The 24,769-nt window shown below is 60.8% G+C and carries 14 protein-coding genes; 11 read left to right on the forward strand and 3 right to left on the reverse strand.

Annotated features, from left to right (window positions below; all coding sequences use genetic code 11):
* The first annotated feature begins 11 nt into the window (after window positions 1-11).
* From bcsA (ACWPW2_RS15545) to ACWPW2_RS15565, 5 genes are read left to right on the forward strand one after another with little or no spacing between them, the layout of a single operon-like run.
* A complete protein-coding gene (gene bcsA, locus ACWPW2_RS15545) occupies window positions 12-2,117 on the forward strand; it encodes a UDP-forming cellulose synthase catalytic subunit (protein WP_454124011.1) in 2,106 nt (701 codons plus the stop codon).
* Window positions 2,114-4,369 (forward strand): cellulose biosynthesis cyclic di-GMP-binding regulatory protein BcsB, encoded by a 2,256-nt coding sequence (bcsB, locus tag ACWPW2_RS15550; RefSeq protein ID WP_454124013.1) that lies wholly within the window; start codon window positions 2,114-2,116, stop codon window positions 4,367-4,369. The genes bcsA (ACWPW2_RS15545) and bcsB (ACWPW2_RS15550) overlap by 4 nt, the downstream gene beginning before the upstream one ends.
* Entirely contained in the window at window positions 4,366-8,328 is a 3,963-nt protein-coding gene (locus ACWPW2_RS15555; RefSeq protein ID WP_454124015.1) for a cellulose synthase subunit BcsC-related outer membrane protein, read from the forward strand. Before bcsB (ACWPW2_RS15550) ends, ACWPW2_RS15555 begins: the two co-directional genes overlap by 4 nt.
* Entirely contained in the window at window positions 8,325-8,801 is a 477-nt protein-coding gene (gene bcsD / locus ACWPW2_RS15560) for a cellulose biosynthesis protein BcsD (protein ID WP_454125240.1), read from the forward strand. Before ACWPW2_RS15555 ends, bcsD begins: the two co-directional genes overlap by 4 nt.
* 8 nt (window positions 8,802-8,809) lie before the next feature.
* The gene (locus tag ACWPW2_RS15565; protein WP_454124017.1) at window positions 8,810-9,805 is read left to right on the forward strand and encodes a glycosyl hydrolase family 8; all 996 of its coding nucleotides are present in this window, start codon (window positions 8,810-8,812) and stop codon (window positions 9,803-9,805) included.
* A 595-nt stretch (window positions 9,806-10,400) separates the two neighbouring features.
* Here ACWPW2_RS15565 and bcsG read toward each other — a convergent pair.
* From bcsG to bcsE, 3 genes are read right to left on the reverse strand one after another with little or no spacing between them, the layout of a single operon-like run.
* The gene (bcsG, locus tag ACWPW2_RS15570) at window positions 10,401-12,080 is read right to left on the reverse strand and encodes a cellulose biosynthesis protein BcsG (RefSeq protein WP_023481977.1); all 1,680 of its coding nucleotides are present in this window, start codon (window positions 12,078-12,080) and stop codon (window positions 10,401-10,403) included.
* Window positions 12,070-12,270 (reverse strand): cellulose biosynthesis protein BcsF, encoded by a 201-nt coding sequence (gene bcsF / locus ACWPW2_RS15575; RefSeq protein WP_023482035.1) that lies wholly within the window; start codon window positions 12,268-12,270, stop codon window positions 12,070-12,072. The genes bcsG and bcsF overlap by 11 nt, the downstream gene beginning before the upstream one ends.
* Window positions 12,267-13,826, reverse strand: coding sequence for a cellulose biosynthesis c-di-GMP-binding protein BcsE (gene bcsE / locus ACWPW2_RS15580; protein ID WP_454124020.1), 1,560 nt, complete (start codon window positions 13,824-13,826; stop codon window positions 12,267-12,269). The genes bcsF and bcsE overlap by 4 nt, the downstream gene beginning before the upstream one ends.
* A 172-nt stretch (window positions 13,827-13,998) precedes the next feature.
* On the opposite strand from bcsE, the gene bcsR reads away from it, so the two are divergent.
* The 6 genes from bcsR to bcsC are packed head-to-tail and all read left to right on the forward strand — an operon-like array spanning window position 13,999 to window position 24,559.
* Window positions 13,999-14,187 (forward strand): cellulose biosynthesis protein BcsR, encoded by a 189-nt coding sequence (gene bcsR, locus ACWPW2_RS15585; protein ID WP_023482010.1) that lies wholly within the window; start codon window positions 13,999-14,001, stop codon window positions 14,185-14,187.
* 11 nt (window positions 14,188-14,198) lie between these two features.
* Window positions 14,199-14,945 carry a cellulose biosynthesis protein BcsQ gene (gene bcsQ / locus ACWPW2_RS15590; RefSeq protein WP_124967042.1) on the forward strand — a complete coding sequence of 249 codons (747 nt, stop codon included), beginning with the start codon at window positions 14,199-14,201 and terminating at the stop codon, window positions 14,943-14,945.
* Entirely contained in the window at window positions 14,942-17,545 is a 2,604-nt protein-coding gene (bcsA, locus tag ACWPW2_RS15595; RefSeq protein ID WP_454124023.1) for a UDP-forming cellulose synthase catalytic subunit, read from the forward strand. The genes bcsQ and bcsA (ACWPW2_RS15595) overlap by 4 nt, the downstream gene beginning before the upstream one ends.
* A gap of 25 nt (window positions 17,546-17,570) precedes the next feature.
* Complete coding sequence (gene bcsB, locus ACWPW2_RS15600; protein ID WP_454124025.1) at window positions 17,571-19,976, forward strand: cellulose biosynthesis cyclic di-GMP-binding regulatory protein BcsB; 2,406 nt, start codon at window positions 17,571-17,573, stop codon at window positions 19,974-19,976.
* A 6-nt stretch (window positions 19,977-19,982) separates the two neighbouring features.
* Window positions 19,983-21,089, forward strand: coding sequence for a cellulose synthase complex periplasmic endoglucanase BcsZ (gene bcsZ / locus ACWPW2_RS15605; protein ID WP_454124027.1), 1,107 nt, complete (start codon window positions 19,983-19,985; stop codon window positions 21,087-21,089).
* Window positions 21,071-24,559, forward strand: coding sequence for a cellulose synthase complex outer membrane protein BcsC (bcsC, locus tag ACWPW2_RS15610; protein ID WP_454124029.1), 3,489 nt, complete (start codon window positions 21,071-21,073; stop codon window positions 24,557-24,559). The genes bcsZ and bcsC overlap by 19 nt, the downstream gene beginning before the upstream one ends.
* The last annotated feature ends 210 nt before the right edge of the window (window positions 24,560-24,769 follow it).

The raw sequence follows: 24,769 nt of genomic DNA on the forward strand, positions 1-24,769 counted from the left end.
TCAGGACAACTATGAAAAAAATCCTCTCTCTCCTGCTGGCGCTGGTTATGCTGCCGCTCGCCCTGTTGGTGATCATCACGCCGATGGACAGCCAGAAGCAGTACATTTTTGGTCTCATCAGCATCGGCGCGCTGTTTATTGCGGGCACTATCAGTAAAAAGCGCAGCGTCTCGCTGGTGATGGTGGCGATGTCGGTGCTGCTCTCCACCCGCTACATGTACTTTCGCCTGACCCAGACGCTGCACTTCAACTCAGAAATTGAAACGCTGCTCGGCATGGGGCTGTTTCTGGCTGAAGTCTATGTCTGGGTGATGCTGCTGCTCAGCTACCTGCAAACCGCCTGGCCGCTGAAGCGCGACATTGTGCCGCTGCCGGATGACACCAGCCTGTGGCCGACTGTCGATGTCTATATCCCCTCCTATAACGAGCCGCTGGAGGTGGTGCGCGACACGGTGCTGGCGGCGCAGTGCCTCGACTACCCGCGCGATAAACTGAAGATCTACCTGCTCGATGATGGTAAACGCAGCGAGTTCGCGGTATTTGCCGCCGATGTCGGCGTCGGCTACATCACGCGCAATGACAATGCCCATGCGAAAGCGGGCAACCTCAACCATGCGATGAAGCTGACCCACGGCGAGTTAATTTGTGTGTTTGATTGCGACCACGTGGCGACGCGCATCTTTTTACAGGCCACTGTCGGCGGTTTTCTGCAAGATCCGAAACTGGCGCTGGTGCAGACGCCGCACTACTTCTACTCGCCGGATCCGTTCGAGCGTAATCTTTCGGTCGGGCGCAATATTCCCAACGAAGGGGCGCTCTTCTACGGCCCGATCCAGCAGGGGAATGACAACTGGAACGCCACCTTCTTCTGCGGCTCCTGCGCCGTGATTCGCCGCAGCGCGCTCGATCAGATTGGCGGCTTTGCGGTCGAAACCGTGACCGAAGATGCCCACACCGCGCTCAAGTTGCAGCGTCTTGGCTGGGGCTCGGCGTTTATTGATATCCCGCTGGCAGCAGGGCTGGCGACGGAGCGGCTGGTGCTGCATGTGATCCAGCGTACCCGCTGGGCGCGCGGTATGACGCAGATCTTCCGTCTCGACAACCCGCTGCTCGGGCGCGGGCTGACGCTGCAACAGCGGCTCTGCTACCTGAGTGCGATGCTCTATTACCAGTTTGCCCTGCCGCGCATCGCCTTCTTAACCGCGCCGCTGGCCTACTTACTCTTTAACCTCAACATCATTCACTCTTCGGCGAGCCTGATTTTCGCCTACGCGCTGCCGCACCTGTTTCTGGCGGTGTATGTGAACTCGCGACTCAATGGGCGCTTTCGCTACAGCTTCTGGGGCGAGATTTACGACCTCGTGCTCGCCTTCCACATTGTGCTGCCGACGGCGGTCACCATGCTCTTTCCGAAACGCGGCAAATTCAACGTCACCGACAAAGGCGGTCTGCTTAATGTCGGCTACTTCGACTTCAGCGTGGTGCGCCCGCACCTGATTATCGCTCTGCTGCTCGGCGCAGGGGTGATCGCCGGGATTGTCCGCGCCTGCGCCCACGACTACTTCGGCGTCGATCCGCGCGTGATTGCCCTCAACGTCGGCTGGGGGTTATACAGCCTCATCTTCCTGCTGGCGGCGATTGCGGTGGCGCGCGAAACGCGGCAAACCCGTAAAACCATCCGCATTGAGGTCGAAATCCCGGTGCTGATCCACTACGCCAGCGGCATTGTCTCCCGCAGCCAGACGGCGGATCTGTCGATGGGCGGTTGCCGCATTGTCGCCCCGGACGATCGTCACCTGAACGATGAGATCGAGGAGATCGAACTGCTGCTGCACTCCGGAGCTATTGCCCTGCCGGTGCAGACCGTCGCCAGCGATGAGAACGCCATCCGCTTGAAGTTTAATGATATTCCGCTGGCGCGCCGCCGCGAACTGGTGCGCGTGGTGCTGGCGCGTGCCGATGCGTGGATCCACCCGCCGAAACCGCAGGACAACCCGTTCCGCTCGATGTTGACCATTGTGCGCTGCGTTTTTGACCTCTTCTGGCTCACCTGGCGTTCGCGGCGCGAAAACCGCCGCCTGCGCGCCGAAAAAGTGCAGGAGGAGAGCCGGGTATGAAACGTCTCACCTTACTTACCCTGCTGGCGAGCGCGCTGGTTACCGCACCGCTGCACAGCGAACCGACGGCCGTTGACGCGCTACTGCCCGCGGTCTCCGCTTTTGCCCCCTCACGCGTTGAGAGCGTGTCGCTGGCGCAGATGGGCCAACCGCAGGGCCTGACGCTCAGCGGCGGTCAGTTCCAGGGCGGCGTCGATTTCACGCTGCCGATCGATCAGGTAGTCACTAACGCGCGGCTGGCGCTGAACCTGAAAATCTCCCCGGCGCTGGCGGCGGCGAACGCCACGCTGCAACTGATGCTGAACGGGCAACCGCTCGGCACCGTGCCGCTGAGCGCCGTCGAAGGCGATACCGCCCGCTACCAGCTCGATGTCCCGGCGGCGCTGATGGTTTCCAGCAATAACCTCAGCTTTAAAATTAACGGCGGTGACGCCGCGCAGTGCCAGCGCGATGCCGACACCAAAAGGTATGTGACCATTCTGCCGGACTCGCGCTTTGAGCTGGAGGGGCAGCAGCTCGATATTGGTGCCGATCTCAGCCATTTCCCGCGCCCCTTTTTCGACAGCATGCAGATGACGCCTGCCGCCATCGCCATCGCTTTTTCGGCGAAACTGAGCCCTGACGCGCTTAGCGCCGGGGCGCTGATTGCCTCATGGTTAGGCATTCAGGCCGATTATCGCGGCGTCGCCTTTGCCGCTTACCACGACCGGCTGCCGGAGAAGAACGGCATTCTGATTGGTCACCCGGGTGAGCAGATCGGCGGCCTGATGCTGCCGCAGAGCCAACAGCCGCTGCTGAAGATCATCGATAACCCGGCTAACCCGGTCTATAAGCTGCTGCTGGTGGTGGGCAAAGATGATGAAGCGCTGCGGGCGGCGGCCTGGCGGCTGACGCGCGGCGAGTTCAATGCGCAGACGGCTGCCACAGAAGTCGCCGCGCAGACGCTGCCGCTGAGCCAACCCTATGATGCGCCGCGCTGGATCGCCACCGATCGTCCGGTAATGCTCTCGGAACTGATCCGCAAGGATCAAAGTTTGACCGCCACCGGCATCTGGCACCCGTCGTTACAGGTCGCGTTTCGCGCCGCGCCGGATCTCTTTTTGTGGGACGGCGAGACCATTCCGCTGCATATCGGTTACCGCTTCCCGACCGAAAACTGGATCGATGAAGAGCGCTCGTGGCTGAGCATGACGCTTAACAACACCTTCCTGCACAACCTGCCGGTGAACAAACAGGGCGCGCTGGAGAAGCTGTGGCACAAGCTCGGTGGCGATGCCCGCCAGGAGCAGTTTGATATGCCGCTTGAGCCTTACATGATCTATGGCGACAACCAACTCTCCCTCTACTTCAATATCGTGCCGAAGGCGGATGCGCCGTGCAGCACCTTGCTGAACAACAACATCAAGAGCCGCATCGACGAGCATTCGTGGATCGATCTCAGCCATACACGCCACTTCGCGCTGCTGCCCAATCTCTCCTACTTTGTCGGCGCGTCATTCCCCTTTACCCGGCTGGCGGACTACGCCGAAACGGTGCTGATGCTGCCGCCCGCGCCGAGCGAAACGCAACTCGCGACACTGCTTGATATGGCGGCGCGCGCCGGTAACGCCACCGGCACGGCACTAACCCACAACCGCGTGCTGCTCGGCATGCCCTCCGGCGACAAGGCGCGTGAAGTGCTGGAAAACCGCGATGTGCTGGCGATAAGCGGCATGGATCAGCATGCATTTAACCGCGCGCTGCTCGCGGACTCACCTTTCACCGCCCATGACAGCACGCTCGGCGTGCGTAAACCCAGCGCGTGGCAGAAGGCGCAGCGCTGGATGATGGGCGACTGGGCCGCCGACGGGCTGGAGGCGGATCGCTACTTCTCCTCCAACGAAGCGTGGCGCGGTTTTGTCAGCTTCCGTTCGCCGTGGAGCAGCAAACGGCTGGTCGTGCTGGCGCTCGGCAGCAGTGACGCCCAGCTGGCGCAGCTGCATGACGATCTCTCCTCGGCGACGATCAACGCCGGGATTCGCGGCGATGCGGCGATCATCACCGATGAGAACGGCGTGCGCAGTTTCCGCGTCGGCGAGCAGTTCCCGAGCGGCGAGATGCCGCCGCAGATGATGATTATCTGGTATGCCAACCAGCACTCGGCGCTATTGGCGCTGCTCGGCCTGCTGCTGGGCGCGCTGGTGGGCGGGCTGCTCTACCGCACCCTGAAACAGCGCGAGCGTAAACGACTCAACCCGGAGAAGCAGAAATGAAAAAGATCACCGCGTTATTTTGCCTCTCCGGCGCGCTCAGCTTCGCAGCGCTCGGCCAGGCGCAGGCCGCGTCTAACCCGGCGGCGTTAAAAGCGCTGTTTGATCAGGCCAACTACTGGCATGAAAAATCCCATGACGATCTGGCGACGGCGTCGCTGCAAAAGGTGTTGATGGTCGATACCAACAACACCCAGGCGCTCTACCTACTGGCGCTGTGGGCGCAGCAAAATGGCGATCTGAAAAGCGCTGCGCAGTGGCGCGCGCGGCTGGTACAAACCGCCCCGGCCGATGGCAGCCTGCAAGCACTCGATAACGCCAACGCGCTGGCGCAGGTGCCGCAGGGGCAGCTAACCCTCGCGCGGCAGCAGGCGCGCAGCGGCAATATTCCGGCGGCGCTGGAGACCTGGCACGGCCTGTTTAACGGCGATACGCCGCCGCAGAGCCTGGCGCCGGAGTATTACCTCACCATGGCGAGCGACAAAAGCCTCTACCCACAGGCGCTGGCGCAGTTGCGTGCGCTGGTTGAGCAGCATCCGCAGGATAACGCCGCGCGCATTGCGCTCGGCAAACTGCTCACCTGGCAAGAGGCGACGCGCCGCGAAGGGATGCTGGCACTGGAGCCGATGGCGGGCGGCAGCAAAGAGGCCGACGAGGGGCTGCGCCAGGCGCTGTTGTGGCTCGCGCCGCAGGCGGGTGATGAACGCTTCTACGACACCTGGTTGCAGCGCCACTCGGACGACAGTGAAATGCAGGCCTGGTATCGCAAAAGCATCGGCGGCCGGGCGAAGGGCGCAGGCTTTGAGGCGCTGAACAGCGGCGACAGCAGCGCGGCAAAGCGCCAGTTTGCCCAGGTGCTGCAAACCAACCCGCAGGATGCCGACGCGCTGGCGGGCATGGGTTATATCGCCCAGCGCAACGGTGATTACCAGGCGGCGGCGCAGTATCTGAGCCGGGCGGCAAGCCAGGGCGGCGACGCGTCTGACGAGCGCCGGGCACAGGCGGAAGATGCCGCCTTTTATGGGCAGCTGGCGCAGGCGCAGCAGGCGCTGAAAGAGGGGAACCTCAGCCAGGCGCTGGCGATCTCCGCGCCGCTGGCAGAGCAGAACGGCGATCGCGGCACGGCGGCGAAGCTGTTTCGTGCCGATGTCCTGCGCCAGAACAAAGATTACCCGCAGGCGGAGCAGGCGCTGCGCGGCGTGCTGAATAGCGAGCCGCAAAACGCTCCGGCGCGGGAAAATCTCTACTACGTGTTACGTGAGCAGAACAAAACCGCCGAGGCGCAAACTATTCTGCGCACCTTGCCCGCCGCGCTACAGGCAAAGCTGCAACCGCGCACGGTGAGCGGCACGCCTGGCGATCCGCTGCGCCGCGAAGCGCAACAGCTGGCGGCAAGCGGCAAGCGTGAGCAGGCGATTGCCGTGCTGCGCCAGGGCGTGGCGCGCTTACCGGATGATGGCTGGCTGCGTCTCGATCTGGCGCGTCTGCTGGTGCAGGCCGGGCAGGCGAACGAGGCGGCGAATGTGATGCTGCCCGCGCAGCGTCAGGGGGCAGGGGCCAGTGCCCTCTATGCCGCCGCGCTGTTTGCCAGTGAGCAGGGCGGCTGGCAGCAGGCCAGCGCATTGCTGGGGCGCATTTCGCCTGCCAGCCAGACGGCGCAGATGCGCGAGCTGGCGCAGCGGGCTAACTACAACTTACAGATGGTCACCGCCGAGCGTTATCTGGCGCAGGGCAATATGACCGCTGCCGCCAACACCCTGAAAGCGCTGGCGCAAACCTCGCCCGTAAGCCCCGTCGATGCCGGAAAACTGGCGCGCATGCTGGCGCGCAGCGGCGATCTTACTTCTGCGGTGGCGCTGGTGCGCGGCAATATGCGCCAGGGCGTGCAGGGCAACGCCGGGGATTATGCCGATCAGATTGCCGTGCTCAACCAGGCGGGACTGAACGCCGAAGCGCAGACATTTGTTGAAAGCCCCGAGATGCAGGCGCGCAGCACGCCAGCGCAGCTTGCCGGGGTACGCAACGGCTATGTCATCAACGAGGCCGACAGGCTGCGCGAGCAGGGGAACTACGCTGCGGCGTACGACACGCTGATCCGCGCATTGCAAAACGACCCGCAGAACACCGATTTGATGTTCGCCATGGGGCGCTTGTATCAGTCCGGCAAGATGAACAAAGAGGCGGGCGTGCTCTATGACTACCTGATGACCCGCGACAGCGACGATCAGGCGGCGCGCGTCGGCGCGATTGATGTCGCGCTTGCAGAGAACAACGTCGAGAAAGCGCAAACCCTCGCCAGCGGCCTGCGCAGCGACAATACGCCGGACCGTTTGCTGTTACTGGCGCGGCTGGAGGAGGCGAAAGGCAACCACCAGCAGGCGATGACCTATTTACGCAGCGCGCGCGGCAAGCTGGTCGGGCTGGAGGAGAGCAACGGCACCGGCACGCCAACCCTCGGCGGTGTACTGCTGGCGGATAACCCCTTCACCACTACCAGTAAAACGCCGTCGCCTTACGGGCAAGCTATGCCGTGGCAGGTGGCGCAGACGGCGCGCGAGCCGGGGAGCCAGCTGCCAGGTACCGCACGAACCGATCTGCCGATCGAGACGACGCAAAGCCGCACCCTGCGCCAGGTGGACGAGATGATGCAGCAGATGAACGAGAAAACCGGCATGTGGTTGCAGGGCGGGGTGGCGATCCGCGGGCGCGATGGCGAGACGGGCACCAGCAAGCTTACGGAGGCGAAAGCGCCGCTTACCTGGTCCAGCTCGCCGTTTGGCGAGTCGCGCTTTGAGTTGACCGCCACGCCGGTTTCCCTCAGTTCCGGCAGCGCATCGGGCGATGCCTGGCGGCGCTACGGCAGTAACCCGCTGGCGGATGCGGCGACCAATCTGGCGACTTCCATCAAAACGGCCAACGGTTCAACCGCCACCGACGGCAGCGATAAGTTCGCCGATCTGGCCCGCTACGCCGACGCCGGGAAACTATCGCCCTTTACCGCAGAGGGTTTCGACAACCTCAGCACGCTGCTCGGCTCAAGCCGTTTACAGAGCCTGAGCGAGTCGACCTACAAGAAAAATTATAACGATCCGATCCGCACCTCGACCGATGCGCAGAACGGCAGCGGCGTCGAGCTGAATATGGCGCTGAGCGGCGAGGGCTATAAGTTCGATATCGGCACCACGCCGCTGGGGGAAGATCTCAGCACACTGGTGGGCGGCGTAAAATGGTCGCCGAAGCTGACCAACTACCTGACGCTGATCCTTACCGGCGAACGCCGCGCGGTGACCGACAGCCTGCTCTCCTACGTTGGCTTGCAGGATAAGTTCTCCGGCGAGCGCTGGGGACGGGTGACCAAAAACGGCGGTAGCGCGCAACTGAGCTACGATGATGGCGATGCCGGGTTCTATGTTGGCGGCGGTGGCTACAGCTATCTCGGCGAAAACGTCGCCAGCAACCGCAGCCTCAACGCGAACGCCGGGGTCTATCTACGCCCGTGGCATGATGATTTCCGCCAGCTACAAACCGGGCTGAGTATTAGCTGGATGGATTACGCGAAAAACCTCAGCTACTTCACCTTCGGCCAGGGCGGTTACTTCAGCCCGCAGAACTACGTCAGCGTCTCGCTGCCGGTCGACTTCACGCAGAAGATCGATAACTGGAGAGTGCGCCTCGGCGGGGCGGTGGGGTATCAATCCTACACCCAGGATAAGAGCGACTACTTCCCGACTTCTCCGCAGGCGCAGGGGATGCTGGAGCAACTGGCGGCGCTCGGCTTTATCAAAGAGGCGCAGTATCGTGGCTCGTCGCAAAACGGCATCGGCTACAACTTCCGCGCCGGGCTGGATTACAACGTGAACAAAAATATGTCGGTGGGCGGCAACGTCGGGTACGACACCTTCGGCAGTTATAACGAAAGCACCGCAGGCCTCTGGCTGCGGTATATGTTGGGAGAGAAATAATGACCACCAACCTGTCCCCTGAACTGGCCTGGCATCAGCAACAGCAGACGCCGCCGGGCTGGTTTGATCTGCTTAGCGTGATGGTCGATGGCATGGCGAGAAACGTCGGCGAAGCGCAGAGCCTGCCGTTTTTGCGCCAGATGGGCGAGACGCTGGCCGTGCAGATGCCGCTTATGGCATCAACTACCGTCGGCGAGCTGGAAGCGGCGATCAACACAAGGCTTGCCGCCTTCAACTGGGGCGTAATTGATATTGAGGCCAGCGACAGCGGCATGACCTTTCGCCACCGCGCGCTGCCCGTCGCCCGCGATGAGGCGCAACAGACGCGCTGGTGTCACGCCTTTTGCGCCGTGCTTGAAGGGCTTTATGGCCGCTGGATGCAGGATCAGGGCGGCGATGCGCGCCTCGTGTTTAGCCGGGAAGCGCTCTATTCTGTCTCGGATGTTCTCTTTCGCTACGCCAACCCAGAGTGAGACTCGCTATGTTTAAACCCCTGTTTGCCGCGATGGTGATATTAACCAGCCTGCTCTTTTCCACCGTGTCGCAGGCCGCGACCGCCTGGGAGAGCTACAAAGCGCGCTTTTTAATGCCCGACGGGCGGATTGTCGATACCGGCAATAACAACGTCTCCCACACCGAAGGGCAGGGTTTCGCCATGCTGATGGCGGTCGGCAATAACGATAAAGCGGCGTTCGACAGCATGTGGCACTGGACGCATACCACGCTGCAAAACAAGGAAAACGGCCTCTTTTACTGGCGCTATAACCCGGTGGAGGCCGATCCGATTGCCGATAAAAACGATGCCACCGACGGCGATATCCTTATCGCCTGGGCGTTGCTGAAGGCGGGTGAGCGCTGGAATCTGCCCGCGTATACCGCCGCGTCGGACGCCATTACCCAGGCGGTGCTGAAACATACTGTGACCACCTTTGCTGGCTATCACGTAATGTTGCCGGGGGCGAAAGGCTTTAATCTCAACAGCCGCGTGACGCTGAACCCCTCCTACTTTATCTTCCCGGCGTGGCAGGATTTCGCCAACCGCAGCCACCGGGTGATCTGGCAGCAGCTGATTGATGACGGGCAAAAAATGGTGGGCAAGATGGCCTTCGGTAAACCGCGCCTGCCGACCGACTGGGTGTCGCTCTCGGCGGACGGTACCTTTAGCCCGGCAACGGAGTGGCCGCCACGTATGAGTTACGATGCCATTCGCGTGCCGCTCTACATCGCCTGGCACAATCCGCAGAGCGAGTTGTTGACGCCGTGGCGCAGCTGGTGGCAGGGGTTTGAGCGCAGCAAAACACCGGCGTGGGTCAATGTGACCAACAACGAGAATGCGCCTTACAACATGAATGAGGGGTTATTGGCGGTGCGGGATTTAACCGTTGGCGAACCGACGGGGGAGCCGCAGATCACCGCCCAGGATGATTATTATTCCGCCAGCCTGAAGATGCTGGTCTGGCTGGCACAGCAGCGTTAACAGGTGCGGTCTGATGCCGGGTGGCGGCTTTGCCTTACCCGGCCTACGGAGTGTGCGGTGTGGATGGGCGGTGCCCGATGCCGGGTGGCGGCTACGCCTTACCCGGCCTACGTAATGTGCGGTCTGGATGGGTGGTGCCTGATGCCGGGTGGCGGCTACGCCTTACCCGGCCTACGTAATGTGCGGTCTGGGTGGGTGGTGCCCGATGCCGGGTGGCGGCTTTGCCTTACCCGGCCTACGTAATGTGCGGTCTGGTTGGGTGGTGCCTGATGCCGGGTGGCGGCTACGCCTTACCCGGCCTACGGAGAGTGCGGTATGGATGGGTGGTGCCTGATGCCGGGTGGCGGCTTTGCCTTACCCGGCCTACGTAATGTGCGATCTGGATGGGCGGTGCCTGATGCCGGGTGGCGGCTTTGCCTTACCCGGCCTACGTAACGTGCGGTCTGGGTGGGTGGTGCCTGATGCCGGGTGGTGGCTATGCCTTACCCGGCCTACGGAAAGTGCGGTGTTGATGGCTGATGGCTTACCGGGCCTGCAAATACCACCGGAGCGGTTTTCGTAGGCCTGATAAGCGCAGCGCCATCAGGCAAGAGCGTTACTGCGGATAGGGCACCCAGTCGCCGCCGTTGAGCCGCACATACGGCTTGTTCTGGTACTGGATCACCACCGCATTGGCGTTCTCCGATACCGGCGCGGTTTGCGGCAGGTTGCCAATCAACTTATCCCAGTCGACGCTATCCTGGGTGAAGATTTTGCCATCCAGCACGCGGGTGACAATCTCCGACACCGCCAGGAAGCTGCTCGGCTGGTTAATCACCAGCGGCGCGCCCTGGTGCGGCGCTTTCATGCCGAAGAACTTAATCGCCGTCGGCACGTTGGTAATCGACGGGCTTGGAATATCGCGCAGGCCGGAAACCTGCATCTTATCCCCCTGCAACGCCGCGCCGTGCTCCGGCACCAGCACTACCATCACTTTGCGCCCGGACTTATCAAGCTGCGTGAAGAAGGCATCCAGCTCATCAAACAGCTTCTGCGCGCGCAGTTTGTAATCCGCCGTTTTGCGATCGCCCGGATAGTGGTTGCCATCGTGCAGCGGCAGCAGGTTATAGAAGGTAGCGGTCGGTTTGCCCTGTTTGAAGCTGTCTGACTCCATCCAGCGGTTAAGCACCGCGGTATCGTCAAAAATCGGCGAGCCGTCAAAGGAGAGCAGCGTCGGCGGCAGCCCCGCCTGGTTCATCAGCGGCGCCTGCATGCCGCCATTGTCGCGCACCTCTTTCAGGAAGCCGCCGAACTCGCCGTTATGATCCATCATCAGCTGTTGGGTAAAGCCGAGTTTCGACAGATTATCAAAGAGATAGCACTGGTTATTCGCCTGCTGATAGAGATTCTTATGCGACGGCTGACCGCAGCTAGCGCGCAGCAGGCGAATCGCTGCCGGGCCGCTGTAGGCGGTCGCCGAGTTAAAGTTTTTAAACTCAATATCGAAGTGCGACCAGAGCGGGTGCGACGCCAGACCGGCGGCTTCAATATCGGCCCACGACAGGGAGCAGATATTAATAAACAGCAGATCGAACGGCTGCGCATCGGCAGGAAGCTGCGTCGGGAAGGTGGTTTGACGCTTCTCTTCCGCCGCGTAGAAGCTGGCGAGCCACGCGTTGAGGTTTTCCGAGGTTGGCGGTGCCGTTTGCGCCGGAATATCGCCGACTACCGGCGTATTGCCCGCAGCGGCAACCGTTGCTGCCTGCGAACCGCCGGTAGTGGTAACCGTGGTAGTCGGCTGGCCGCCGGGCCAGAGATTAAAGGCCGGGCCGGTTAAGGTCAGCACGTTCAGCCAGATCATGATCGCCACCACGAACACCGTGACGCGTATCCACTGCGACAAAAAGAGCCACGCCACCAGCAGCACAAACACCGCGCCAATCATCTGCCAGTTGATAAAGCGCGTCACCAGATCGAGCAGATAATCAGCGCTAAAGCCCGCCACCTGCGTGCCCTGGCTCATCATACTTTCAAGCCCAGGCAGCCAGGTGTCGTGCCAGAAAAGGGCAAAACCAAGCGGGATCGCCACCCAGTGGCGCAGGCGATGCAGGCTCAGGCGCGGCAGCGGCACCAGCAGAAACGCCATAAATACCAGGTTCAACATCGGGTGGAAGTTAAGATAGCCTGCCCACAGCAGGCCAAACTTCACCAGGAAGTAGAAGTTCCAGCCGGAAAGGCCGCGCCAGTATTGCCACAGCGGCGACGGCGCAGAAGAGGGGATCGTATTATTTGTCATGTTTACGGTCTGCCTTGGCGTGCGGATCCCTGCGTAAAACGCCAATCGGTTTTACATAGCGGGGTTTAGTAAAAGTTAAACGGAGCGCGGTACGTAACGGGCGCTGCCAGTGGCGCGCAAGGTAGCCCAGCGGAAAGAAGATCAGCGCGCAAAGCACGATAAGCTGAATAATATCGCTGATTGACATCATGAGGAGGGCTCCGTCACATCGCTTAATAACCGGTGCGGTTGGGGAATACGACGCCAGCTGGTGCCATCGTGTTCGGCATTAATCAACTTCTTCTCCTGACGGGTGGCGGGCAGCGGCTTCGAGGCGCGCTCCGGCGGCAGGGCGCGCATCTGCACCACTTCGGCGGCAATCTGGTTATCTTCGAACCACACCATGCGGTTTGAGAAGATATCGCCCGTCGGTAGCGGGAAGATGTGGTTCAGCGCGGTATCGAGATCGTTAACCCGGCAGAAGGATAAGAAGAGCACCAGCCGGTTGTCGCTCATGCTGACAATATCGCCGACGCGGTTTGGCCGGCAGAGCGTCAGCGCCTGCTCAACGCGAATGCCCGGCACCGGGCGCAGCGCGACCAGCACCCCTTTGCCATCCGGCGGCAGCAGCGTGTTGTTGACCATATTGCTCACCGCATCGCAAAACACTTCCCACGGCTGGAAGCCGCGCAGCTTCAGCGGCTGCGTCATCGACAGCAAGGTGGAGATATCTTCCGGCACCAGCCGCGTAAACTGCTGCCCCTGCACGCTCTCAATCAGCGTTAAGCAGCGCGACAGCGGGGCGTTCCACGGGATCACCATATTCGCACCGCAGCCGAGCAGCAGGCGCTCATCGGTGGCACGCAGGCTGGCGATGGTTTCACGCACGATAATTTTGAGGTTGTTGCCGCGCTGACGGCGCAGGGTGTGGATCTGGCGCGCAAGGCCGTCGATTTGGCTATTTTGCGCGAGGACGAAAATCAGCGTCGCCGCCTGGCTGGCGCGCGCCTCTTCAAATAGCGCCTCGTTGGTGGCGAACAGGTTCCAGTGTTCAGAGAGCGGCGGCGCGCCCTCCAGCACGGCGACATTACTTAAAACCCTTTTTTCATCGCTGCGCGGCTGAACGGAAGCCTCTTCCTGTTTGGCTAATTGCCATTGACCTTCAACTTCGGTGAGCAGTAATTGCTGACGGGCGCTGATCCCTTTTTCATTACACCACCACGCTACATCATATAGCGGGATACCATTCTGATAGCGCAGGCTCGCCAGACCAAAAAGCGAGCGATATTCACTCATCAGAATCGAGGATTGCTTGTCATTGTTGCTGCCGGGGTTAATTACCATCAGGGTGCAATTATTATATTTCGCCCAGGCTTGAGTTTTTTCTAACCATTTGCGTAATTTAGGCGCAGGAATATTCTGCCATGCATTATTAGCACAGAGCAGGAACACTAAATATTTGTCCGGGTCAATAGAGCTGAGTAAATCGCGGGTGAAAAAGTATAGACTATTTTCCTCTTTTGGCATGGAAAAGAGCTCGACTTTCTCCGGACCGTGATTTTTATCTAATTTAATGACATTTCGCAGGTCGTGACCCATGCCCGCTACCGCGACTTTCGCCGCTTTATCCTGCGCAGCAAGGGTTTGGTTGAGCAGGCTCAGGGCGTCCTGCTCGCGGTCGGTATTTAGCCACCAGACCCCGCCCACAGGCATGTGACGCAATTCGTCCCATAATGATTGGATGCCGATAGAAAATATGGGGTTCACGGTGTCCCTCTTGCAGCGAATTTATCTGTAACTCAGTTTACTAGCGAAAGCCGAGAAATAAACCTAACATTGAAATTAAAGAACATCAGATTTAGCATGTAAACGCACTTTCTTGGGCACGATGCCTTGTGTCTTCTTACATCATTTTATATGCAACTGGGATCGGGCCAACATGAAAAAAAATGAACCCGTTACGCAATCTGACCCGACTCTGGGTTACACATTCCAGAACGATTTTTTGGTGCTTAGCCGGGTATTTTCCCTGCCTGAAATCGACTATGCCGATATTTCCCAGCGCGAACAACTGGCCGCCGCGATTAAACGCTGGCCGCTGCTGGCTGAATTAGCCCGTCAACAATAAAGGACCCGTGGATGACCATCTTGGGACTACAGGGGATCCGTGGTGGCGTGGGGACGACCTCGATCACCGCGGCTCTGGCCTGGTCACTGCAACTCTTAGGTGAGTCGGTGCTGGTAATTGATGCCTGCCCGGATAACCTTTTGCGCCTCTCATTTAATGTCGAGTATGAGGATCCAACCGGCTGGGCGCGGTCGCTGCTTGACGGCAACGAGTGGCGCGATGCCGGTATGCGCTACACCACGCAGCTCGATCTGCTGCCGTTTGGCCGCCTGGCAGCCAACGAGTGGGAGAATGCCGCGCAGCTTGACGCCGTGGCCGCACAGCTGACTTCCGCCCTGAAAGAATTAAAAACGCAGCAGCACTATCAATGGGTGCTGATTGACCTGCCGCACGGCGTATCCCCGCTGGCGCGGCACTTTATCGATCTCTGCGACAATCTCTTCACCATTATCAAACCCGATACCAATTGCCACGTGCGTCTGCACCAGCAGCCGCTGCCCACCGGCGCGCATCTGTTAATTAACGATCTGCGCATTGGCAGCCAGTTGCAGGACGATCTCTGGCAGGTGTGGCTGCAAAGCCAGCCGCGCATGATGCCGATGGTGATCCACCGCGATGAGGCGATGGCAGAGTGCCTGGCTTCGAAGCAGCCGCTCGGTGAGTACCGCAGCGATGCGCTGGCGGCCGAGGAGATCCTGACGCTGGCCAACTGGTGTCTGCTCCATTTCGCGCCTGCTGCACAGGGGAGTGAGGCATGATTCGCCTTGCCACCTGGCTGCTTATTCCGCCAGTGGGCGCGCGGCTGAACGCGCGCTATCAGCATTATCGCGACCATGGCGCACCGCGTTTTAGCGCCGCATTGGGCTGTTTCTGGGCGATCCTCGCCTGGATGTTTATCCCGCTGGAGCACCCGCGCTGGCAGCAGCTGCGCGCGCAGCAGAACCACTGGTTCCCGCATATCGATCCCGACCGTCCGCGCCCGCTCGACCCGGCACGCTACCTGATCCAGACCCTGTGGTTGATGGTGACGCTGCCGCTGGGTGCGCCAAGATCGCCGCGTCGCCAGCACTTTGCCCGTCTGCGCCTGCTGCGCGGGCGCTGGCACCATTTCCTTGAAACGCTGCCGGAGCGCATGACGCAGCGCACGGGGCATCTCGACAATAAAAAAGAGCTGGGGCACATCAACCCGAAAGTGCGGCGCATTATTCTTGGCACTGTGGTGGTCTTCTCGTTCCTGCTCGCCATTGTTTGTATTACTCAGCCCTTTAACCCGCTGTCGCAATTCGTCTTTTTGATTCTGCTGTGGGGCGTGGCGCTACTGGTGCGACGCATTCCGGGGCGCTTCTCGGTGCTGATGCTGGTGGTGCTCTCCCTGACGGTCTCCTGCCGCTACATCTGGTGGCGCTATACTTCGACCCTCAACTGGGACGACCCGGTCAGCCTGGTGTGCGGCCTGGTGCTGCTGTTTGCTGAAACCTACGCGTGGATTGTGCTGGTGCTCGGCTACTTCCAGGTGATCTGGCCCCTTAACCGCCAGCCGGTGCCGCTGCCGAAAGATATGTCGCTCTGGCCGTCGGTCGATATTTTTGTCCCGACCTACAACGAAGATCTTAACGTGGTGAAAAACACCATTTACGCCTCGCTGGGTATCGACTGGCCGAAAGATAAGCTCAAGGTCTGGATTCTGGATGATGGTGGGCGCGAAGAGTTTCGCCAGTTCGCCAAACAGGTCGGCGTTGAGTACATCGCCCGCACCACCCATGAGCATGCAAAAGCGGGCAACATCAACAACGCCCTGAAGTATGCGAAAGGGGAGTTTGTGTCGATTTTCGACTGCGACCACGTGCCAACGCGCTCCTTCCTGCAGATGACCATGGGCTGGTTCCTGAAAGAGAAGAAGCTGGCGATGATGCAGACGCCGCACCACTTCTTCTCACCGGATCCGTTTGAACGTAACCTCGGGCGTTTTCGTAAAACGCCAAACGAAGGCACCCTCTTTTACGGCCTGGTGCAGGATGGCAATGACATGTGGGATGCCACCTTCTTCTGCGGCTCCTGTGCGGTGATCCGCCGTGGGCCGCTGGACCAGATTGGCGGCATTGCGGTTGAGACGGTAACGGAAGATGCGCACACCTCGCTGCGCCTGCACCGCCTCGGCAATACCTCCGCGTATATGCGTATTCCGCAGGCGGCGGGGCTGGCAACAGAGAGCCTCTCGGCGCATATCGGCCAGCGTATCCGCTGGGCGCGCGGCATGGTGCAGATTTTCCGCCTCGATAACCCGCTGATGGGCAAAGGGCTGAAGTTCGCCCAGCGGCTCTGCTACGTCAACGCCATGTTCCACTTCTTGTCGGGCATTCCGCGGCTTATCTTCCTGACCGCGCCGCTGGCGTTTCTGCTGCTGCATGCCTACATCATCTATGCCCCGGCGATCATGATCGCGCTCTTCGTAATGCCGCATATGGTGCACGCCAGCCTGACCAACTCGAAAATTCAGGGCAAGTTCCGCCACTCCTTCTGGAGCGAGATCTACGAAACCGTGCTGGCGTGGTATATCGCACCGCCAACGTTGGTGGCGCTGATTAACCCGCACAAAGGGAAGTTCAACGTTACTGCTAAAGGCGGGCTGGTCGAAGAGGAGTATGTCGACTGGGTGATCTCGCGGCCCTATATCTTCCTCGTGCTGCTCAACCTGCTCGGCGTGGCGGTCGGTATCTGGCGCTACTTCTACGGCCCGGAAAACGAGATCCTCACCGTCTTCGTCAGTATCGCGTGGGTGTTCTATAACATGGTGATCCTCGGCGGCGCGGTGGCGGTGTCGGTGGAGAGCAAACAGGTGCGCCGCGCGCACCGCGTGGAAATGACCATGCCAGCGGCCATTGCCCGTGAAGATGGGCACCTCTTCTCCTGTACCGTACAGGACTTCTCTGACGGCGGGCTGGGCATCAAGATCAACGGCCAGGCGCAGGTGCTGGAAGGGCAGAAGGTGAGCCTGCTGCTCAAACGCGGCCAGCAGGAGTACGCCTTCCCGGCGACCGTAGCACGCGTCAACGGCAATGAAGTGGGTCTGCAACTGCTGCCGCTGACCACCAAACAGCATATCGATTTTGTGCAGTGTACCTTCGCCCGCGCCGATACATGGGCGCTGTGGCAGGACAGCTTCCCGGAGGATAAACCTCTGGAGAGCCTGCTGGATATTTTAAAACTGGGTTTCCGCGGCTACCGCCATCTCGCGGAATTTGCTCCATCGTCCGTCAAAGTGATTTTCCGCTCGCTCACCGCGCTGGTGTCCTGGGTGGTGTCATTTATTCCGCGCCGCCCGGAACGGAATGTGGCCGTGCAGCAACCGATGACGTGATTGGCTTAACAATGATGAATACGCGATGAAAAGAAAATTATCCTGGATGTGTGCAGTGGCAGTGGGGATGAGCACGCTGGCCCCGATGATGACCCACGCAGCGCCTGCGCAACCCGCGCAACCCGCGCCAAGCGTGCCAGCCGTCGCGCCAGCGACTCAACCGGTGGTCACGCCTGCGCCGGGAGAGACCGAGAGCGTTACGCCAACCATGCCGACCGAAGGCCAGACCGTCATTGGCCAGGTGATGCCGGGCGTGCAGGGGGCGAATGCGCCCGTGGTGGCCGCCAATGCGCCGTCACGCGATGTGAAACTCACCTTCGCCGAGATCGCGCCGCCGCCGGGCAGCATGGTGCTGCGCGGTATCAACCCGAATGGCGGGATTGAGTTCGGTACGCGCAGCGATGAAGTGGTCTCCAGTGCGGTGCTCAACCTTGAGTACACGCCGTCGCCGTCGCTGTTACCGGTGCAGTCGCAGCTGAAGGTCTATCTCAACGATGAGTTGATGGGCGTGCTGCCGGTGACCAAAGAGCAACTGGGTAAGAAAACCCAGGCGCAGATGCCGATCAACCCGCTGTTTATCACCGACTTTAACCGCGTGCGGCTGGAGTTTGTCGGCCACTACCGCGACGTGTGTGAAAACCCGGCCAGCTCAACGCTGTGGCTCGATATCGGGCGCAGCAGTTCGCTCGATCTCACCTACCAGAAGCTGTCGGTGAAAAACGATCTCTCCCACTTCCCGATCCCGTTCTACGACCCGCGCGATAACCGCCCGCTGACCTTGCCGGTAGTCTTTGCCAGCGCGCCGGATATCGCGCAGCAGCAGGCGGCGGCGATTGTCGCTTCGTGGTTCGGTTCACGCACCGGCTGGCGCGGGCAGACCTTCCCTGTCTCCTATAACGCGCTGCCGGAGAGCAACGCCATTATCTTTGCCACCAACGATAAGCGTCCTGATTTCCTTGAAGATCTGCCGCCGGCGAAGGGGCCGACCATCTCAATGGTTAACCACCCGAACAACCCTTATCTGAAGCTGCTGGTGATCAGCGGGCGTGACGATAAGGATCTGCTGCAGGCGGCGAAAGGCATTGCCCAGGGCAATGTGCTGTTCCGCGGTGAGAGCGTGACGGTGGATGAGGTGAAACCGCTGCTGGCCCGCCAGCCTTACGATGCGCCAAACTGGGTGCGTACCGACCGCGCGGTGACCTTTGGTGAGCTGAAAAGCTACGAAGAGCAGCTGCAGGCGACCGGCCTCCAGCCGTCGTCCATCAACCTGTCGCTGAACCTGCCACCGGATCTCTATCTGCTGCGCAGCACCGGCATCGACATGAACCTCAACTATCGCTATACCGCGCCGCCGACCAAAGATGGCTCGCGGATGGATATCAGTCTGAATAACCAGTTCCTGCAATACTTCAACCTGACCGGCACCCAGGAGAGCAACAACCTGCTGCTGCGTCTGCCGGTGCTGCAAGGGCTGCTCGACAGCAAAACGGATGTCTCCATTCCGGCGCTGAAACTCGGCGCGGTGAACCAGCTGCGCTTCGATTTCCAGTATATGAACCCGATGCCGGGCGGCACCATTGATAACTGCGTCACTTTCCAGCAGGTGCCGAACCGCGTGGTGATTGGCGATGACTCCACCATCGACTTCTCGAAGTATTACCACTTCCTCGCGATGCCGGATCTGCGTGCCTTTGCCAACGCCGGTTTCCCGTTCAGCCGCATGGCGGATCTGTCGCAAACCATCGTCGTGACGCCGCCGCAGCCGACCCCGGCACAGGTCTCCACCCTGCTTGACTCTCTGGGCACGGTAGGCGCGCAGACCGGTTTCCCGGCAATTAACGTGCAATTAACCAGCGATGGCAACCAGATCAAGGATAAAGACGCCGATATCATGATTATCGGTGCCATTCCTGCTGAGCTGAAAGATGATAAGCATATCGATCTGCTGGTGAATGCCGCGCAGAGCTGGGTGAAAACCCCGCTGCGCCAGACGGCGTTCCCGTCGATTGTACCGGATGCCGCTGACCGCCAGGCCGATGCGCAAACCGGCGTGACCTCCGATGGGCCGATGGCGGCGATTATCGGCTTCCAGTCACCCTACAACGACCAGCGTAGCGTGGTGGCGCTGCTTGCCGATAGCCCGCGCGGTTACGAGCTGCTGAACGGCGCGATTAATGACAGCGGCAAGCGCGCGGCAATCTACGGCTCGGTGACGGTGATCCGTGAATCGGGCGTGAATGGCCTGCGCGTTGGCGATATTTACTATGTCGGCCATCTGCCGTGGTTTGAGCGCATCTGGTATGCGCTGGCGAACCATCCGGTGCTGCTGGCGGTGCTGGCTGCGGTTTGCGTGGTGTTGATGGCGTGGGTGCTGTGGCGTCTGCTGCGTATCATCAGCCGCCGCCGTCTTGACCCTTCGGATCATGAGTAAACAGTAATGAAAAGCGTACGCTGGGTGGTGATGGCGATGCTGGTGATGGCGGCGATGAACGTTCGCGCCGCCTGTAGCTGGCCGGCCTGGGACCACTTTAAACAGGCCTATATCAGCGACGGCGGGCGAGTTATCGACCCGAGCGATTCGCGCAAAATCACCACCTCGGAAGGGCAGAGTTATGCGCTCTTCTTCGCGCTGGCGGCTAACGATCGCGCCATGTTCGATAAAGTGCTGCGCTGGACCGAAGATAACCTTGCCGCAGGCTCGCTGAACAAGCAGCTTCCCGCCTGGCTGTGGGGCAAGAAGGCCGATAACGGCTGGGAGGTGCTCGACACCAACTCCGCCTCTGACGCCGATATCTGGATCGCCTGGTCGCTGCTGGAGGCGGGCAGGCTGTGGAAAGAGGATCGCTACAGCCAGTTGGGTAAATCCCTGCTGACACGGATTGCGAAAGAGGAAGTGGTGACGGTGCCGGGGCTCGGTTCCATGCTGCTGCCGGGTAAGGTCAGCTTCGCTGAACCGACAACGTGGCGCTTCAATCCGAGCTATCTCCCGCCGCAGCTGGCGAGCTACTTCACCCGCTTTGGCGCGCCGTGGTCGACGCTGCGTGAAACCAACCTGCGCCTGCTGCTGGAGACCGCGCCCAAAGGCTTCTCGCCGGACTGGGTGCGTTACGAGAAGGGTAAAGGGTGGCAGCTACAGCCAGGTAAAACGCTGGTCAGCAGCTACGATGCCATCCGCGTCTATCTGTGGGTCGGGATGATGAATGATGCCGATCCGCAGAAAGCGCGCCTGCTCAACAAACTGAAGCCGATGGCGACCGCGACGATAAAAAATGGCGTGGTGCCGGAGAAGGTGGATGTCGCCAGCGGGCAGATCCGCGGCGATGGCCCGGTCGGTTTTTCCGCCTCGATGCTTCCCTTCTTGCAGGATCGTGACGCGCAGGCCGTGCAGCGCCAGCGCGTTGCTGACCACTATCCCGGCGACGATGCCTACTTCAGCGCGGTGCTGACGCTGTTCGGCCAGGGCTGGGATCAACACCGTTTTCGCTTCACCTCTCGCGGTGAGTTACAACCTGACTGGGGCCCGGAATGCACAAGTTCGCCGTAACTTTTCTTTGTGTTTCAATCGGCCTCTCGCTGGCACCTGCCGCCGGGGCGGCCGAGCCAACCAGCGCGCAGCAGCAGTTGCTGTCGCAGGTGCGTCTGGGTGAAAGCGCCCGCCGCGAAGATCTGGTGCGCCAGTCGCTCTACCGCCTTGAACTGATCGACCCCGATAACCCTGAAGTGGTGGCGGCGCGTATGCGCTATCTGCTGCGCCAGGGCGACAGTGCCGGTGCGCAGAAACAGCTCGACCGCTTAAAACAGCTGGCACCGGACTCCAGCGCCTATAAAGCGTCGGTTACCACCATGGCGCTCTCCTCGGCTGAAGGTCGCCAGGCGCTGCAACAGGCACGTTTACAGGCCACTACCGGCCACACGCAGGAGGCGATTGCCGCCTATGACGCGCTGTTTAAAGGCAACCCGCCGGAGGGCGATATTGCCGCTGAGTACTGGCTGCTGGTGGCAAAAGTGCCGGCGCGCCACAACGAGGCGGTAAGCCGGTTGCAGGCGCTGAACAGCCGTAACCCCGGGAATGCGCAGTTGCAGGGCGGGCTGGCGCAGATGCTATTTGCCGACGGGCGCGATGCCGAGGGCTACGCGCTGCTGGAGGAGATGGCGAAATCGAACGCCGGGCGCGACACCGCAGCCGGGCTCTGGTATCAGCAGATCCAGCGCATGCCGGTCAGCGATGCCAGCGTTAAAGCATTACAACATTTTCTGACTATCTTCTCCGCAGGCGACACGGTCGATAACGCCCGTTCCCTGCTGTCGGCGCAGCAAAAACAGCTGGCTGACCCGGCGTTTCGTGCCCGTGCCACCGGCCTTGCGGCAGTCGATGCCGGGCAGGGGGCGAAAGCGATTGGTGAGCTGCAACAGGCGGTTAATGCCAACAACGCCGACAGTGAAGCCGTCGGCGCGCTGGGCCAGGCTTATTCACAAAGCGGCGATCGCGCCCGCGCGGTGGCGCAGTTTGAAAAAGCGATCGCTATGGACCCGAACAGTGGGAGCCGCAGCAAGTGGGAGAGCCTGCTGCAAACTAACCGCTACTGGCTGCTGATCCAGCAGGGCGATGCGGCGTTAAAAGCCAATAATCCGGCGCAGGCCGAACGCTACTACCAGCAGGCAAGGGCGACGGATAACAGCGACAGCTACGCGGTGCTCGGCCTCGGTGACGCGGCGGCGGCGCGCAAAGATAACGCCGCGGCGGAAACCTTCTACCGCCAGGCGCTGCGCATGGACAGCGAAAACACTAATGCCGTGCGCGGGCTGGCCAATATTTACCGCGCCGAGTCGGCGGAAAAAGCCGAAAGCTTTATCCACTCCCTCAACGCCAGCCAGCGGCGCAGCATCGACGATATTGAACGCGGCCTGACCAATGATCGCTTAGCGCAGCAGGCCGAGGCGCTGGAGAGCAAAGGCGAGTGGGCGCAGGCCGCCGCGCTGCAACGCCAGCGGCTCGCGCTCGATCCGGGCAGCGTCTGGATCACCTACCGGCTGGCGAGCGATCTGCGCCAGGCCGGGCAGGCGAGCGAAGCGGACAGCCTGATGCGCCAACTGGCGACGCAGAAAGCGGGCGATGCGGAGCAGGTTTACGCCTACGGGCTCTATCTCTCCGGCACCGATCGGGCGCAGGCGGCGCTGAACCACCTCAACACGCTGCCGAAGGCGCAGTGGAACAGCAATATTCAGGAGCTGGCCGACCGGCTGCAAAGCAACCAACTGCTGGATCGGGCGAACCGTCTGCGCGACAGTGGCCATGAAGATGAGGCTATCGCTCTATTAACCCAGCAACCGGAGAGCACGCGGCTCGATTTAACCCTTGCCGACTGGGCGCAGCAGCGCGGTGATGCCACCGAGGCGCAGGATTACTATCAGCGCGTGCTCAAGCGCGAACCGGCTAATGAAGAGGCGCTGCTTGGGCTGGCTGAACTCTATGCTTTCAGCGGCAATCCGCTGGCGGCGCGAGCGCAGCTGGCAAAACTGCCTGCCGCCTCAGCCACCGGCGAGCCGCCCTCGATCAACACCCAGCGGCGGCTGGCGCTGGTAGAGAACCAGCTTGGTGACAGCGCCAGCGCAAAACGCATTTTCAGCACGATTGTGCCGCAGGCCAAAGCACAGCCGCCGTCGATGGAGAGCGCGCTGGTGCTGCGCGATGCCGCACGGTTTGAGGCGCAGAATGGCGCGCCACAGCAGGCGCTGGAGCACTATAAAGAGGCGATGGTCGCCGCAGGCATCACGCCGCAGCGCCCTGCCGATAACGACGCCTTTACGCGCCTGACGCGCAACGATGAGCGCGATGACTGGCTGAAGCGCGGCGTGCGCAGCGATGCGGCGGATCTCTATCGCCAGCAGGATCTCAACGTCACGCTGCAACATGAGTACTCCGGCTCCAGCGGCACCGGCGGTTATTCCGATTTGAAAGGCCACACCACCATGTTGCAGGCGGATACGCCGCTGGCAGACGGGCGGCTGTTGCTGCGTGCCGACATGGTGAATATGGATGTCGGCACCTTCAGTCAGAACGCCGATGGTTCCTATGACCCGAACTTTGGTACCTGCGGAGACATTGATTGTGTAAGCGGTAACCGCCATCAGTCCGATCGCGGCGTCAGCATTGGCGCAGGCTGGCGTAACGAACGCTGGGGGATGGATATCGGCACCACGCCGATGGGCTTTAACGTTGTTGATGTGGTCGGCGGCGTGAGCTACAGCGGAGATGCCGGGCCGCTCGGTTACACCGTTGATCTGCACCGTCGCGCTATCTCCAGTTCGCTGCTGGCCTTTGGCGGACAGAAAGATCCCAACACCGGAAAAACCTGGGGCGGGGTGCGCGCCAACGGCGCTACGCTGAGCCTCAGTTACGATAAGGGTGAAGCGAACGGCGTCTGGGCAAGTCTCGGCGCGGATACGTTGCAAGGGAAAAATGTTGACGATAACTGGCGCGTGCGCTGGATGACCGGCTACTACTACAAGCTGATTAACGAGAATAATCGGCGCGTTACCGTCGGCCTGAACAACATGATCTGGCACTACGACAAAGACCTGAGCAACTACACGCTGGGCCAGGGCGGTTACTACAGCCCGCAGGAGTACCTCTCGTTCGCGGTGCCGGTGTTATGGCGTCAACGCACGGAGAACTGGTCGTGGGAGCTGGGCGGTTCCGCGTCGTGGTCTCATTCGCGTAACAAAACCATGCCGCGCTATCCGCGTTTAGATCTCATTCCGTCAGAATTCCGCAATCGCGCACGTGATATCCCTGAGAATGGAAGCCACAGTAACGGCTTCGGCTATACGGCGCGGGCGCTGGTCGAACGGCGGGTGACAAATAACTGGTTTGTCGGCGCGGGCATTGATATTCAGCAGGCGAAAGATTACACCCCGAGCCACGGGATGATTTATGTGCGCTACTCCGGCGCGGGCTGGCAGGGCGACATGGATATGCCGCTACAACCGCTGGTACCGCAGGCCGACTGGTAAAAATAGACTATTCCTGGCGGAGGATTGCCGCGCATTGGCTGCATTGCGCGGCGGTTAACCGCCTAAGATTCAACGTGTTATTACCTCTTTTTGCGCCACTCGCGGGCCAATGAGAATCTGCGTAGCCCCTTATCTTAATCGCCCTGCGATAGAGTATACTCTGGCGGCAGAGTCATCCTGACCCATCCTCTGCGCCGATTGTTTCTCTGG

Source organism: Kosakonia sp. Marseille-Q7440, from assembly GCF_965119485.1.